This is a genomic window from Pseudotabrizicola sp. L79 (assembly GCF_036553525.1).
Lineage (GTDB): Bacteria > Pseudomonadota > Alphaproteobacteria > Rhodobacterales > Rhodobacteraceae > Pseudotabrizicola.
The window spans coordinates 362,371-376,613 of sequence record NZ_JAZHDA010000053.1; the positions used below are offsets into that span (position 1 = coordinate 362,371).

Annotated in this window: 16 protein-coding genes; 7 read left to right on the forward strand and 9 right to left on the reverse strand. The window is 62.9% G+C overall.

All coding sequences use genetic code 11. The annotated features are described in order from the left end of the window. Positions 1–7 precede the first annotated feature (7 nt). On the reverse strand, positions 8–1,126 hold the full coding sequence (ald, locus tag V3C85_RS16700) for an alanine dehydrogenase (RefSeq protein ID WP_331796510.1): 1,119 nt from the start codon (positions 1,124–1,126) through the stop codon (positions 8–10). 150 nt (positions 1,127–1,276) lie between these two features. Here ald and V3C85_RS16705 point away from each other — a divergent pair, with 150 nt between their 5' ends. Then, the gene (locus tag V3C85_RS16705) at positions 1,277–1,735 is read left to right on the forward strand and encodes an Lrp/AsnC family transcriptional regulator (RefSeq protein ID WP_331796511.1); all 459 of its coding nucleotides are present in this window, start codon (positions 1,277–1,279) and stop codon (positions 1,733–1,735) included. A 213-nt stretch (positions 1,736–1,948) separates the two neighbouring features. On the opposite strand, the gene rpsU is transcribed toward V3C85_RS16705, so the two are convergent. Continuing rightward, positions 1,949–2,155, reverse strand: a complete 207-nt coding sequence (rpsU, locus tag V3C85_RS16710) for a 30S ribosomal protein S21 (RefSeq protein ID WP_101919315.1) — start codon at positions 2,153–2,155, stop codon at positions 1,949–1,951. Positions 2,156–2,263: 108 nt separating this feature from the next. Between rpsU and V3C85_RS16715 the strand changes: the two genes are divergently transcribed. Together V3C85_RS16715 and V3C85_RS16720 are read left to right on the forward strand one after the other, a co-directional pair. Then, positions 2,264–2,971, forward strand: coding sequence for a COQ9 family protein (locus V3C85_RS16715; RefSeq protein ID WP_331796512.1), 708 nt, complete (start codon positions 2,264–2,266; stop codon positions 2,969–2,971). Between the two features lie 46 nt (positions 2,972–3,017). Next, entirely contained in the window at positions 3,018–3,992 is a 975-nt protein-coding gene (locus V3C85_RS16720) for an NAD(P)H-quinone oxidoreductase (protein WP_331796513.1), read from the forward strand. A gap of 4 nt (positions 3,993–3,996) precedes the next feature. On the opposite strand, the gene V3C85_RS16725 is transcribed toward V3C85_RS16720, so the two are convergent. Beyond that, positions 3,997–4,662, reverse strand: coding sequence for a ribonuclease T2 (locus V3C85_RS16725; protein WP_331796514.1), 666 nt, complete (start codon positions 4,660–4,662; stop codon positions 3,997–3,999). A gap of 124 nt (positions 4,663–4,786) precedes the next feature. On the opposite strand from V3C85_RS16725, the gene V3C85_RS16730 reads away from it, so the two are divergent. After that, positions 4,787–5,542 carry a DUF1013 domain-containing protein gene (locus V3C85_RS16730; RefSeq protein ID WP_331796515.1) on the forward strand — a complete coding sequence of 252 codons (756 nt, stop codon included), beginning with the start codon at positions 4,787–4,789 and terminating at the stop codon, positions 5,540–5,542. Positions 5,543–5,591: 49 nt separating this feature from the next. Here V3C85_RS16730 and V3C85_RS16735 read toward each other — a convergent pair whose 3' ends face one another. The 4 genes from V3C85_RS16735 to V3C85_RS16750 form a co-directional block, all read right to left on the reverse strand. Beyond that, positions 5,592–6,467, reverse strand: coding sequence for a LytTR family DNA-binding domain-containing protein (locus V3C85_RS16735; protein WP_331796516.1), 876 nt, complete (start codon positions 6,465–6,467; stop codon positions 5,592–5,594). Between the two features lie 147 nt (positions 6,468–6,614). Continuing rightward, on the reverse strand, positions 6,615–7,229 hold the full coding sequence (gene recR / locus V3C85_RS16740) for a recombination mediator RecR (protein WP_331796517.1): 615 nt from the start codon (positions 7,227–7,229) through the stop codon (positions 6,615–6,617). 7 nt (positions 7,230–7,236) lie between these two features. Then, positions 7,237–7,590 carry a YbaB/EbfC family nucleoid-associated protein gene (locus tag V3C85_RS16745; protein WP_331796519.1) on the reverse strand — a complete coding sequence of 118 codons (354 nt, stop codon included), beginning with the start codon at positions 7,588–7,590 and terminating at the stop codon, positions 7,237–7,239. Positions 7,591–7,600: 10 nt separating this feature from the next. After that, positions 7,601–9,364: a DNA polymerase III subunit gamma/tau gene (locus V3C85_RS16750; RefSeq protein ID WP_331796521.1), complete on the reverse strand. Its 1,764-nt coding sequence runs from the start codon at positions 9,362–9,364 to the stop codon at positions 7,601–7,603. A 74-nt stretch (positions 9,365–9,438) separates the two neighbouring features. Between V3C85_RS16750 and V3C85_RS16755 the strand changes: the two genes are divergently transcribed. Then, entirely contained in the window at positions 9,439–9,936 is a 498-nt protein-coding gene (locus V3C85_RS16755) for a phosphatase domain-containing putative toxin (RefSeq protein WP_331796522.1), read from the forward strand. Positions 9,937–10,079: 143 nt separating this feature from the next. Here the strand turns inward: V3C85_RS16755 and rlmH are convergent, their stop codons facing one another. Together rlmH and rsfS are read right to left on the reverse strand one after the other, a co-directional pair. Further along, entirely contained in the window at positions 10,080–10,550 is a 471-nt protein-coding gene (rlmH, locus tag V3C85_RS16760) for a 23S rRNA (pseudouridine(1915)-N(3))-methyltransferase RlmH (protein WP_331796523.1), read from the reverse strand. Next, positions 10,550–10,924: a ribosome silencing factor gene (rsfS, locus tag V3C85_RS16765; RefSeq protein ID WP_331796524.1), complete on the reverse strand. Its 375-nt coding sequence runs from the start codon at positions 10,922–10,924 to the stop codon at positions 10,550–10,552. The genes rlmH and rsfS overlap by 1 nt, the downstream gene beginning before the upstream one ends. A gap of 305 nt (positions 10,925–11,229) precedes the next feature. On the opposite strand from rsfS, the gene V3C85_RS16770 reads away from it, so the two are divergent. Continuing rightward, a complete protein-coding gene (locus V3C85_RS16770; RefSeq protein WP_331796525.1) occupies positions 11,230–12,570 on the forward strand; it encodes a mechanosensitive ion channel family protein in 1,341 nt (446 codons plus the stop codon). 200 nt (positions 12,571–12,770) lie between these two features. After that, complete coding sequence (gene leuC, locus V3C85_RS16775) at positions 12,771–14,186, forward strand: 3-isopropylmalate dehydratase large subunit (protein WP_331796526.1); 1,416 nt, start codon at positions 12,771–12,773, stop codon at positions 14,184–14,186. Positions 14,187–14,243 lie beyond the last annotated feature (57 nt).

Here is a 14,243-nt window from a genome sequence, read left to right on the forward strand (position 1 = left end):
GGCTGGATCACATCTTGATTGCCGCATCCGCGGTGATGCTGGGCAGGCCAAGCGCCTCACCCACGGCGGCATACGTCAGCTTTCCGGCATGGGTGTTCAGCCCCGCCTTCAGATGGGGGTCATCGGCGCAGGCTTGCTTCCAGCCCTTGTCGGCAAGGGCCAGCAGGAAGGGCAGGGTTGCATTGCCCAAGGCAAGGGTCGATGTCCGCGCCACTGCGCCCGGCATGTTGGCCACGCAGTAATGCAGAATGCCGTCCACCTCATAGATCGGGTCTTGATGGGTGGTGGCGCGGCTGGTTTCAAAGCACCCGCCCTGATCAATCGCCACATCAACAATCGCAGCCCCCGGCTTCATCGTCGAAAGCTGGGCCTTGGACACCAGTTTGGGTGCCGCAGCGCCGGGGATCAGCACGGCGCCAATCACCATATCCGCCTCGGCCACCAGATCAGCGGTGGCCCCGGCACTGGCATAGCCGTTCTTGAATTCCCGCCCGAACACATCATCCAGATAGCGCAGGCGCGGCAATGACCGGTCCAGCACAGTGACATCGGCGCCCATGCCCGCCGCCACGCGGGCTGCATGCGTGCCCACCACGCCGCCGCCGATCACCACCACCTTGGCGGGCGTCACACCCGGCACTCCGCCCAGCAAGACGCCCCGGCCACCATTGGCCTTTTGCAGCGTCCACGCCCCGACTTGCGGCGCCAAACGGCCCGCCACCTCGGACATCGGCGCCAGCAGCGGCAAGCCGCCAGACCGGTCGGTGACCGTTTCATAGGCAATCGCCGTGACGCCGGATTTCAACAGATCGTGGGTCTGATCCGGGTCTGGCGCCAGATGCAGATAGGTGAACAGCACCTGCCCTTCGCGCAGCCGCGCACGTTCCGCTGCCTGCGGTTCCTTGACCTTGACGATCATTTCGGCCTTGGCAAACACGTCTTCGGCCGTTGCAACGATCTCAGCGCCCACTGCAACATAGTCGGCATCTGGAAAGCCAGCGCCTTCGCCGGCGCCGGTTTCGATCATCACCTGATGACCATGGGCAATCGCTTCTCGGGCGGCATTTGGGGTCATGCCGACGCGGAATTCCTGGGGTTTGATTTCTTTTGGGCAACCGATTTTCATGTTTTTCTCCCTGCTGGACTTTGGGCCAGTCTGTGCCAACAGGATCGCGCTGATTGGGTGTAAATTCTTTGAAACCTCGGTGACAATGCGTCAGGGTTTTCGTAGGATGTTGCGTGAAATGTCAGTATAGCAAGAGAATCTTCTGCACCCATGGATCTTGACGCAACCGACCGCCGCATTTTGAACGTCTTGCAAAAAGAGGGGCGGATCACAAATGCCGAGTTGTCGGAACGGGTGAATCTGTCGCCGTCGGCCTGCCATCGCCGCACCCAAAGGCTGGAGGAAGAGGGCTATATCGCCGCCTTTGTTGCCCTGTTGGAGCCGCGCAAACTGGGCCGCAATACCACCGTTTTCGTTGAGATCACGCTGGAGGGTCAGGCCGAGGAACTGCTTGATTCCTTTGAAAAAGAAGTGGCGCGCATTCCCGATATCCTGGAATGTCATCTGATGGCGGGGTCAGCCGATTACCTGCTGAAAATGATGGTCGAAGATACCGAGGATTTCGCCCGCATCCACCGCCAGTTCCTGTCACGGTTGCCCGGTGTGCGGCAGATGCAGTCGTCTTTCGCGCTGCGCACTGTGGTAAAGACCACGGCACTGGCGGTGTAAAATCCGGGGCTGAAACGGCCACCAAAACCGGGGAAATCCCCGATACACCCCCCGTACACCCCCTGTGCACCCCCCGTGCAGACCATTTTGCAGACCGCTGGGCCGGTGCGAATGCCCCCGGTTTCCCCCGGCGCGGGGCGCAAAGAAAAACCCCCGGCCAGAGGACGGGGGTTGATCGTATCGGGCATCGCTGCCCCAGTGTCGCAAAACGCCTTAGATTGCGCCTTCGCGTTGAGCCTTTTTGCGCGCGAGTTTGCGCGCACGGCGGACGGCTTCGGCTTGCTCGCGCGCTTTTTTGACGGAGGGCTTCTCGAAATGTTGCTTGAGCTTCATTTCCCGAAACACGCCTTCGCGCTGGAGCTTTTTCTTGAGGGCCCGGAGGGCTTGCTCGACGTTGTTGTCACGAACGCTGACCTGCATGTGGTTGTCACCACCTTCCTAAGTTAGAGTTGCACTGTAAGTGCAGGCGAAGCGCGCTATAACAGGGGTAAGACCGTCTGTCCACCTTTAGCAACCGGGGCCAAACCGATGGAAACGCCGAATTCACCCGAAGCTGCCGCCACCCACCTGCTGGATGCCGCCCTGCTGCATGTGGCTTTTGACGGCTGGTCGGATGCCACCTTTCGCGCCGCTGTAGCTGATTCGGGCGTGGATATGGGCCTGGCCCGCGCGCTGTATCCGCGCAAGGGGGTGGATCTGGCGATTGCCTATCACAAGCGCGGCGATCAGATCATGCGCGAGCGTCTGGCCGAAACCGATCTGGCCGCCATGCGCTATCGCGACCGGGTGGCCCATGCCGTGCGCCTGCGGATCGAGGCGGTCGAGGACCGCGAGGCGGTGCGGCGCGGCACCACGCTGTTTGCGCTGCCGATGCATGCAGGCGAAGGGGCCAAGCTGATCTGGGGCACGGCGGATGCGATCTGGTCTGCCCTGGGCGACAGCAGCCGCGATGTGAACTGGTACACCAAGCGCGCCACGCTGTCGGCGGTGTATTCCGCCACGGTGCTGTATTGGCTGGGCGACGACAGCCCCGGCCATCAGGCCACATGGGATTTTCTGGATCGCCGCATTGAAGACGTGATGGGCATTGAAAAGCTGAAGGCGCAACTGCGCGACAACCCGATTTCAAAGGCGCTGTCAGCAGGCCCCTTGAAGTTCATGGAGCAAATCCGCAAACCCAAGGTGCCCGATGATCTGCCGGGCCAGATGATGGACCGTTTGCGCCCCAAGACCTGAAGGAGCCTGCCCTGCCATGACCCAGACGATACCCGCATCGCACACCATGACCGCGATCGAGATCACCCAGCCGGGTGGCCCCGAGGTGTTGAAGCCCGCCACCGTGCCGGTGCCGGTGCCCGGCCATGGGCAGATCGTGATCCGCGTGGCCTATGTCGGGGTGAACCGGCCCGATGCCTTGCAGCGCGCGGGCCTTTATGCGCCCCCGCCCTCGGCCTCGCCGCTGCCGGGGCTGGAGGCGTCGGGCGTGGTGGTGGCGCTGGGGCCGAATGTGACGCGCTGGCAGATTGGCGACAAGGTGACGGCGCTGTTGCCCGGTGGCGGTTATGCCGAATATGTGGCCACGCATGAATCGCATGCCCTGCCCGTGCCCGAAGGGATGGGGCTGAAAGAGGCGGCCTGTCTGCCCGAAACCTGTTTTACCGTCTGGTCGAATGTGGTGATGCGGGGCCGGTTGCGGGCGGGCGAGCGGTTCTTGGTGCATGGGGGATCGTCGGGCATTGGCACCACCGCCATTCAGATCGCGCGGGCCCTGGGGGCGCGGGTTTTCACCACGGCGGGCAGTGCCGAAAAGGTGGCCGCCTGCAAGGGGCTGGGCGCGGACTATGCCTGGAACTACCGCGACGAGGATTGGGCCGCCGCCATCAAGGCCGAGGGCGGGGCCGATCTGATTCTGGATATGGTCGGGGGCAGCTATCTGCCGCGCAACATCCGCAGTTTGGCCGATGACGGGCGGCTGGTGCAGATCGCCTTTTTGCAAGGCCCAAAGGTTGAGCTGAATTTTTCAGAACTGATGGTGCGGCGGTTGACGATCACCGGATCGACCCTGCGCCCGCAATCTGACGGGGCCAAGGCGGCCATCGGCGCCGAGGTAGAGCGCCATGTCTGGCCGATGATCGCGGCGGGCAAATTTGCCCCGGTGATGGACAGTGTTTTCCCGCTGGCCCAGGCGGCGGCGGCCCATGCGCGGATGGAAAGCTCGGGCCACACGGGCAAGATCGTGCTGGAGGTTGGCGGCTGAGGCGTCAGCGCACCGCTTGCAGGCCAGCGTCTTGCAGGGTGCAATCGCGGATCGTGTCGGCCCCGCAGCGGCGGGGTTCAAGATCCTTGGTCAGGCAGATCCGCACCTCCTGGATCATGCCCGCACGGCAGGTGACGGTCACCTGATCACGCTTGAGGCCGGGGTTTGCCTCTAGAAAGGCGCCTTCGATCACATTGGCGGGCACCTTGAGGTCTTTGTTGATCTGCGGAAACACTGGCGCGATCTTGACGCTGCCAAAGGCGCGGCGGGCAAGGGCGAAATAATCGCGCGACGACAGACCCGAACAGCGGCCGTGTTTCTTCCACTGGTAAAAGGCGGCCCCCGCACCGCCGAAGACATCGGCCATGGCGGCAGTGTCGCTGCGGGCCGGGTCGCGCTGGCCGGTGCGGCAATAGCTGGGCCAGCCGGATTCGTATTGGGGCCACAGCCCGTGCAGCACAAAGGTGGTGCCTGTGCCGGGCGCGCATTGCGGATCGCGGCGCTGGTCGCCCTCGAGCGCGCACCAGTTCGAGGACCAGGACAAGGCCATGACGTAATAGTCAAAATCCCCCGCCGGTTCGCCATCGGCTGCGGCGCTTTTGGCTGACATCCCCACCGACACCCCAGCCAACAAACACAAGGCCGCGACCCAAAGACCAAGCTTATGCATTTGCACTTCCCCTTTTCCCCAAAACTGACTATATCGGGCCTGAATTCCCGACATCGTGGAAATCGCGGACCAAGGTTCGCAGCCGTTTTCCCGGCCCGGGACAGATTTGTAAAGGAGCCTGCGCATGAACAAGCCGCTCATGGCAAAAGCCACCGCCGTTTGGCTTGTGGACAACACGACGCTTTCCTTCAAGCAGATCGCCGATTTCTGCGGCATGCACGAGCTGGAGGTTCAGGGCATCGCCGATGGCGACGTGGCCCCCGGCGTGAAAGGGTTTGACCCGGTTGGCAACAACCAGTTGGACGAAGGCGAGATCGAGAAGGGTCAGAAAGACCCGCTGTATCGCCTGCGCCTGAAGCACAACCCCGCCGCCGCTGGCGAGGAAAAGCGCCGTGGCCCGCGCTATACGCCGCTGTCCAAGCGTCAGGATCGTCCGGCTGCGATCCTTTGGCTGGTCAAGTTCCACCCGGAATTGTCGGATGGCGCGATTGGCAAGCTGGTGGGCACCACCAAGCCCACGATCCTGTCGATCCGCGAACGCACGCATTGGAACATCAACAACATCTCGCCGGTTGATCCGGTGGCCCTGGGCCTGTGCAAACAGACCGAGCTGGATGCCGCCGTGCAGCAGGCCGTGCGGCGCCGGGCTGCCGAGGGCGTGGTGATGTCGGATGACGAACGGCGCAAGCTGGTGTCAACCGAGCAATCGCTGGGCATGGCGCCCGAACCGAAGATGCCGTCTTCGATTGCCGGGCTGGAGAATTTCTCGCTGTCGGAAGAGGAAGAAAAGCCGGCTGATTTTTCGGATGCCGACAGCTTTTTCAACCTGCCGCAGGGTGAGGATGATGAGGATGAGGATGACGACGATCCGCGTCGCTGATCTGTTGCCCCTGTCGCCGGTGAAGCAGGCCCCCAACCGGGGGCCTTTTTCATGCAAATTCCAGTGTTTCGATCCATTCCTTGATTTCAGGCACCCGGCCACGGGCCACCGGCAGCTTTGTGCCATCCCGCAAGACAACCATGGTAGAGCGCGCATCTGACTGAACCCCGGAAACGGCCTGTGCCGCCACCCAATGGCTGCGGTGGATCAACCGCCCCGCCGTTTCTGGCATCGCGGCCACCGCATCAGACATGCGCCCCCGCAACAGCCGGGTCTGGCCCGAGGTCAGAAAGACCTGAACATAATGCTCATCCGCCTTGATCGCCAGAATCTGGGGCAGGGCAAAGGATGTGCCCAGAATCAGCACATTGCCAAAGTGCGGGGCCGTGCTGGTTTCGGGAACAAGGCTGGGGGCCACCGCATAGGGTGAAATGACATGGGGCGGGACGGTGGGGGCCTTGGGTTCCGCCGCCTGGCCCCGGATGTCGCGCATGATGCCCGGCAACAGAAACGAGGCCAGAACAATCTCGCCCAGCACGCCAAAGATGCAATTGAACACGGTGACAAGAAACAGATCGGAAAGCAGCGGAAACGGCGCGCCAAGTAGAACGCCGCTGACCATGCCGATCATGGTGGCCCCGGTTGTGGCCAATGGCACCGTGATCATGCTGAACACCGTCAGGCCAAAGCGCTGGGTCAGATAAACGGTGCCCACCAGAAAGACGAGAAACCAGAGCACGCCATTGGCGTAAAAGATCGTCAGACGCAGGGCGTTGAAGTTGATCAGGTCATCATAGGGGCGCAAGGCCACGACAATCGCACTGATCGACATCACAAGGGCAACGAAACGTGGGTGCCAGAACAACTGGCGCATTTCATGCCACGTTATCTGTTCTTGCGTGCCGTTGACGAAAACGATGCGCATTCTATTCCATTCATCTGGAAATCTATATGTTTCACTCAGACGATGGCCCCTTGGGTCGGGGGCACTATGCCCGGTTTTCAGTTCGATAATTTGTGTGCCGACCCAACTTTGTCCAGTCAATAAGGGGCAGAAAACTGATTGTAACCGTCACAATTTGCGGCGTGCCCGCAGGGCGGCGCCAATCGTGCCATCATCCAGATAATCCAACTCTCCGCCTATGGGCACGCCTTGGGCCAAGGTGCTGATCTGCACCTGACCGGGGGCAAGCGCATCGGCAATGTAATGGGCGGTGGTCTGGCCATCGACGGTGGCATTCAGCGCCAAGATCACCTCGGTGATGCCTTGGTCTTGCACGCGCGCCACCAGATGCGGAATACGCAATTCATCGGGGCCGATGGCATCAAGGGCCGACAAGGTGCCCCCCAGCACATGATAGCGCCCGCGAAAGACGCCCCCCCTCTCCATCGCCCAAAGATCGGCCACATCCTGCACCACGCAGATCTCGCCCGTGGCGCGCCGGGGATCGGCGCAGATGGGGCAGATGTCATCGGTGCCGATGTTGCCGCAGATGCGGCAGTCGCGCGCGGTCAGCGCCACTTGTGCCATGGCCTGCGCCAAGGGGGCCATCAGGCCCGCCCGCTTTTTCAGCAGCGCCAGCACCGCCCGCCGGGCCGAGCGCGGGCCAAGGCCCGGCAGCCGCGCCATCAGGTCGATCAGCGCCTGAATGTCACGGCTGGCATCTGGAAGGGTGGGATCGGGCAAGATGGCCTCAGAACGGCAGTTTCATGCCGGGCGGCAGGCCCAGATCTTCGGCCATCTTGGCCAGTTCGCGCTGGCTGCGATCCTGCGCCTTGGCCTGTGCATCCTTGATCGCGGCCAGGATCAGATCCTCGACCACTTCCTTTTCGCTGGCGACAAAGATCGAAGGGTCGATATCCAGCCCGGTCAGATCGCCCTTGGCCGTGGCCCGCGCCTTGACCAGCCCGGCCCCGGATTCGCCCACAACCACGATCCGGGCAAGATCTTCCTGCATTTCGGCCATCTTGGCCTGCATGTCCTGCGCGGCTTTCATCATCTTGGCCATGTCGCCAAGCCCGCCCAAACCCCCAAGTCCTTTCAGCATGCTTTTCCTTTCAGCCGTCTTCAAACGGATCCCATTCATCTTCTACTTCTGGCAGCGCCTCTTCGGCGGCGGCCTCGGCCATCTGGTCGGCGGTGCGGATGTCAACGATTCTGGCACCCGGAAAGGCCGAAATCACCGCCTGCACCACCGGGTTTTGCATCGCCTCGGCCTCGGCCTGCCGTTTGCCGGCATCGCGCGCCTCGGCCAGTGTGGGCTGGCCACCCCCCGCCACCACCGACACGCCCCAGCGGCTGCCCGTCCAGCCCTGCAACCGCTGGCTCAGCCGGGAGGCAAGGTCGGGCGCGGCATCGGGCGCCGGTTCGAATTCGATCCGGCCCGGCGCATAGCGCACCAGCCGCACACCCTGCTCGACCTCATACAGAAGTTTCATGTCGCGCCGGTCGCGGATCAGGTCGATCACGGCATCGAAAGTGGCGATGACGGGTGCCTGACCGGCCACGGCCAGGGCCTGCCCGGCGTTGTTCATCATGGCGCTGTGCATCATGGGGCCGCGCATCGGGGCCGAAGGCGCCATCATCGCGCCATGCACCGCGCCGCCCCCCGCTGGCGCGCCGCCCGGCATGCCGCCGCCGCCCGGTGTGGGGGCAGGCTGCGATTGCAGGCGTTTGATCAGGGTTTCGGGGTCGGGCAGATCGGCCACATGCGTCAGCCGGATGATCGCCATCTCGGCGGCCATCATCGCATTCGGGGCCAGCCCCACTTCCTCGATCGCCTTCAGCAGCATCTGCCACATCCGGCTTAACACCCGCATCGGCAGCTTTTCCGCCATCTCCAGCCCGCGCGCCCGTTCGTCGGGCGGGGTGGTCGGGTCTTCGGCGGCCTCGGGGGTGATCTTGATCACCGAAACCCAATGGGTGATTTCGGCCAGATCGCGCAGAACGGCCATCGGATCGGCCCCATCGGCATATTGGCCGGAAAGTTCCGTCAGCGCCTGCGCCGCATCGCCGCGCAGGATCAGATCAAACAGATCCAGCACCCGGCCCCGGTCGGCCAGACCCAGCATGGCCCGCACTTGCAGCGCCGTGGTTTCGCCCGCGCCATGGGCAATGGCCTGATCCATCAGGCTCATGGCATCGCGGACCGAGCCTTCGGCAGCCCGCGTGATCAGCGCCAAGGCGTCAGGGGCCAGCTTTGCGCCCTCGGCCGCGGCGACGCGCGACAGATGCGCCATCATCACTTCGGGCTCGATCCGTTTCAGATCAAACCGCTGACAGCGCGACAGAACGGTGACCGGAACCTTGCGAATCTCGGTGGTGGCAAAGATGAATTTCACATGGGCTGGCGGTTCTTCCAGCGTTTTCAGCAGCGCGTTAAAGGCGCTGGTCGACAGCATGTGAACTTCGTCGATGATGTAGATCTTGTAGCGTGCGCTTGCCGCCCGGTAATGCACCGAATCGATGATTTCGCGAATGTCGCCCACCCCGGTGCGGCTGGCGGCGTCCATCTCCATCACATCGACATGGCGGCCTTCGGCGATGGCGCGGCAGGGGTCGCATTGGCCACAGGGTTCGGTCGTCGGGCCGCCTGTGCCATCGGGGCCGATGCAATTCAGCCCCTTGGCGATGATCCGCGCCGTGGTGGTCTTGCCCACCCCGCGCACCCCGGTCATCACAAAGGCATGGGCGATGCGGTCGGCGGCAAAGGCATTCTTCAGCGTGCGCACCATCGCCTCTTGCCCGATCAGATCGGCAAAGGTGGCCGGCCGGTATTTCCGGGCCAGAACCTGATAGGCTTTTTCCGTGGTTTCCGACATCTTGCTTCCAACCGGTTCGTCCGGACAGACACTAGGGCCAAGCGCCCCGAACGTCCACCACAACGGAGAGCGAGATGCCCTTCACCCTCACCGATCTGCCCCTGCTGGCCGGCCAGATCGGCATCTGCCCAATGCCCGGCCGCACGGGCCAGTATCAGGCAGATCTGGCGCAGATCATCCGCTGGTCGCCCGATCTGGTGCTGACGATGACCCCGCTGGACGAATTGGCCGCCAAGGGCGCGGTGGGCCTGCCCGCAGACCTGGCCCGGCATGGCATTGCCTGGCGGCACCTGCCGGTTGCCGACTTTGGCAGCCCCGATGCCCAGACAGCCGCAGCCTGGCCCAAGGCGTCCGATCAGGCCCGCGCCATTCTGGGCCGGGGCGGGCGCGTTCTGGCGCATTGCATGGGGGGCTGCGGGCGGTCTGGCATGGCGCTGCTGCGCCTGATGGTTGAGACAGGCGAAGACCCTGCGCTGGCCCTTGCCCGGCTGCGCGCGGCTCGCCCCTGCGCGGTGGAAACCCGCGAGCAACAGCGTTGGGCCAGCGCCGTGGCCACATCAGACAGGGCCTGACCTGCGTTTCATCTGTTCAAAAATATCCTCGGGGGAAGGTGGTTTGCCGCAGGCAAACCAAACTGGGGGGCAGACAGCCCCCCCTGCCCGGCCAGCCACCCGCGCCTCAGGCCCCCAGTTACACCCCCCCAGTTACACCCCGGTCAGGCCCGGTGATAGGGCAGGCCCGCCAGGATGCTGGCCGCGCGATACAATTGTTCGGCCAGCATCACCCGCACCAGCATATGGGGCCAGACCATCTTGCCAAAGCTGATCGACGCATCGGCCCGTGCGCGCAGGGCCGGATCGATGCCATCGGCGCCGCCAATCACAAAGGCCACATCCTGCCGCCCGCCATCGCGCCATTGGGCCAGCATCTGCGCAAATTCCGGGCTGGTCAGCAGCTTGCCACGTTCATCCAGGGTAACAATCAGCGCCCCGGCGGGAATCGCCTTGGCCAGAAGATCGGCCTCGGCGGTCATGCCAAGGTTTTTCTTGTCTTCAACCTCAACCTCTGACAGCGGGCCAAGGGCCATGCCCCGCCCGGTTCGGTCAAACCTTTGCACGTAATCGTCGATCAGATCACGCTCGGGGCCCTGCCGCAGCCGGCCCACGGCGCAAAGATGCACCCGCATCAGGGCTGCGAAACCTGCGCGGCAAGGGCATCGGCGCCGCTGGGCAGCCACATCTTTTCAAGCTGATAGAAATCGCGCACTTCGGGGCGGAAGACGTGAACGATGACATCGCCCGAGTCGATCAGCACCCAATCGCCGGTTTCCTTGCCTTCCATCTTGCAGACAATCCCAAAGGTGTCTTTCAGACGTTGGGCCAGCTTTTCAGAGATTGCCGCGACCTGACGCGACGACCGGCCCGAACAGATGACCATGTAATCGGCCACATCCGAGCGCCCGCGCAGATCGATCTGCACAATGTCTTCGGCTTTGTCGTCGTCAACCGAGGCCAGCACCGTTTCCAGCACCTGTTCGGCAGAAAAGTCAGGGCCCGTCATGCGATTTGCCCGCGGTCCGACCGGCAATCCGGTCGCTGGATCAGAATGAGACAGGACATCGTCCTCCTGGTTGCGCGCCGATCCATGCCCCGGCGCCGGGCGGCTTTGACCAAGAATAGCATCCGCAAGACGCAATCTCAACACCAGCCGGAAAGGCCGGGGCCATATCGCCTATTGGCCGGCTTCGCAAGGCTTGATGGCGGGCGCGGCGGCGGTTTGGGGGCTTATGGCGCTGGGTGCGACATTTGCTCATTGCCTGCAACTGTGCGACTCTGGCGGAAAGGCCAAGAAAAACCGGGGGAAAGATGGACCTGATCGATCCACAAGTCATTGCCAGCGCCGAGCAGGTGCTCAAGCAGCTTCAGGGGTTCTTTCTGTCGTTGTTGCAGCCGTTCCGCCTGTGGCAGGTGGTGATTGTCATCGGCGTCTTTGCCTTGGCCCATGTTCTGGCCCGCCTTTTGGCCCCACGGGTGGATGACTGGGCGCGCAGCCATACCGAGTTGAAGCCTTGGCAGGCGCGCACCATCATCACCCTGCGCAAACGGCTGCGCGGGATCTTGTTTGTGGTGCTGGCCTGGGCGGCGGTGGTGGTCATTTCGATGATCAACCCGTTCCCGTCGCGCCGCTATATCGTAGAGTTGGCCGCCACCATCGGCACGGCCTGGGTTGTGATCGGGCTGGTGACCAAGCTGATCCGAAACCGGTTCTTGCGCCGGATGGTGACCTGGGGGGCATGGGTCTATGTGACCGTGCTGTATCTTGGGTTTCTGGATACTTTTACGCAGTTTCTGGATTCGATCGCCATCACCTTTGGCGATTTCCGGCTGTCGGCCCTGACCGTGACCAAGGCGCTGGTGGTGACCGGTGCGCTTGTCACCGCGGCGCGGTTGCTGACAACGGGGGCCGCCAACCGTATTCGCCGCAATGACGACATCAGCCCATCGGTGCAGGTGTTGGCGGTCAAGCTGATGCAGATCAGCGCCTATGGGGCGGCGTTTTTCATCGGGCTGAAGGCGGTCGGGTTTGATCTGACCGGGCTTGCCGTTCTGTCGGGGGCGATTGGTGTGGGCCTGGGTTTCGGTCTGCAAAAGGTGGTGTCGAACCTTGTGTCGGGCATGATCATCCTGCTGGACAAGTCGATCAAGCCGGGGGACGTGATCAGCATTGGCGACACCTTTGGCTGGATCGAAAGCCTTGGCGCGCGCTATGTCAGCGTGGTGACCCGTGACGGCAAGGAATATCTGATTCCGAACGAAGACCTGATTACCGGGCAGGTGGTGAACTGGTCGCATTCCAACAATTTCGTGCGGATCGAGATTGCCTTTGGCACGTCATATCACGACGACCCTTATCTGGTGCGCCGGGTGGCGGTGGCCGCGGCCGAAAGCGTTGAGCGCGTGCTGCGCACAAAGCCTGCGGTTTGCCATGTGGCGGGCTTTGGCGACAGTTCGGTGGATTATGTGCTGCGCTTCTGGATCACCGACCCGACAGAAGGCCTGGCCAACATCCGGTCCGAGGTGTTTCTGGCCCTGTGGGACGGGTTCAAGGAAAACGGCATTTCAATTCCCTTCCCGCAGCGCGAGGTGCGGGTGCTGAATGACCAGATCAGGGTCGAGCGGCCCGAAGATGCCGGATCGCTTGCCTGAAACGGGATAAACGCGTATATCGCTGGCCATGCACGGGTTCATCTATTTCAACATCACCGATCATGCGCGGCTGCCGGCCCGCTTTTTCGGCATGACCCGCACCATCCTTGCCCGACTTTGACGCGGGGGGCGCCATCGCGCCCGCAACTGCGTTCAGGACGACCCCTTTTTTCCGAACTTTCCAACGATAGGTCAGAGCCATGGCTCCTCGCACACTCTATGACAAGATCTGGGACGACCATGTTGTCCACCAAGCCGATGATGGCACCTGCCTTCTGTATATCGACCGCCATCTGGTGCACGAAGTGACCAGCCCGCAGGCCTTTGAAGGCCTGCGCATGACGGGCCGCAAGGTGCGCGCACCGGAAAAGACCATTGCCGTGCCGGACCACAACGTGCCCACCACGCTGGACCGCGCCAATGCCGCGACGATGACCGAAGACAGCCGCATTCAGGTTGAGGCCTTGGACAAGAACGCCAAGGATTTCGGCATCAACTATTATCCGGTGTCTGACGTCCGTCAGGGCATCGTGCATATCGTCGGCCCCGAGCAGGGCTGGACGCTGCCGGGCATGACGGTGGTTTGTGGTGACAGCCATACCGCAACGCATGGCGCCTTTGGTGCGCTGGCCCATGGCATCGGCACATCCGAGGTGGAGCATGTGTTGGCCACCCAGACGCTGATCCAGAAGAAATCGAAGAACATGAAGGTGGAAATCACCGGGTCATTGCGCCCCGGCGTGACCGCCAAGGACATCACCCTGTCGGTGATCGGCGCCACCGGCACGGCGGGTGGCACCGGCTATGTCATCGAATATTGCGGCCAGGCGATCCGCGAATTGTCGATGGAAGGCCGGATGACCGTGTGCAACATGGCCATCGAGGGCGGTGCCCGCGCGGGCCTGATTGCGCCCGATGAAAAGACGTTTGACTACTGCATGGGCCGCCCCCACGCGCCCAAAGGTGCCAAGTGGGAGGCCGCGCTGGCCTATTGGAAAACGCTGTTCACCGATGAAGGCGCGCATTTCGACAAGGTCATCACCATCAAGGGCGAAGACATCGCCCCGGTTGTGACATGGGGTACCAGCCCCGAAGACGTGCTGCCGATCACCAGCACCGTTCCGGCGGCCAGCGACTTTAGCGGTGGCAAGGTCGAGGCTGCCCAGCGCTCGATCGATTACATGGGCCTGACACCGGGGCAAAAGCTGACCGACATCAAGATCGACACCGTGTTCATCGGATCGTGCACCAATGGCCGGATCGAAGATCTGCGCGCTGCGGCGGCCGTGCTGAAGGGCAAGAAGATTGCCGTCAAGCGCGCCATGGTGGTGCCGGGATCGGGCCTTGTGCGCGCACAGGCCGAAGAAGAAGGGCTGGCGCAGATCTTTATTGATGCCGGTTTTGAATGGCGTCTGGCGGGCTGCTCGATGTGCCTGGCGATGAACCCCGACCAACTGGCGCCGGGCGAACGCTGCGCCTCGACATCCAACCGCAACTTCGAAGGGCGTCAGGGTTATAAGGGCCGCACCCATCTGATGAGCCCGGCCATGGCCGCCGCTGCCGCCATCACCGGCCATCTGACAGATGTGCGCGAGATGATGGGCGAAACCGCCTGATCGGCCCAGACCCAAGCAAAAGGGGGCGGCGGGGAAACCTGCCGCCCCTTTGCTTTG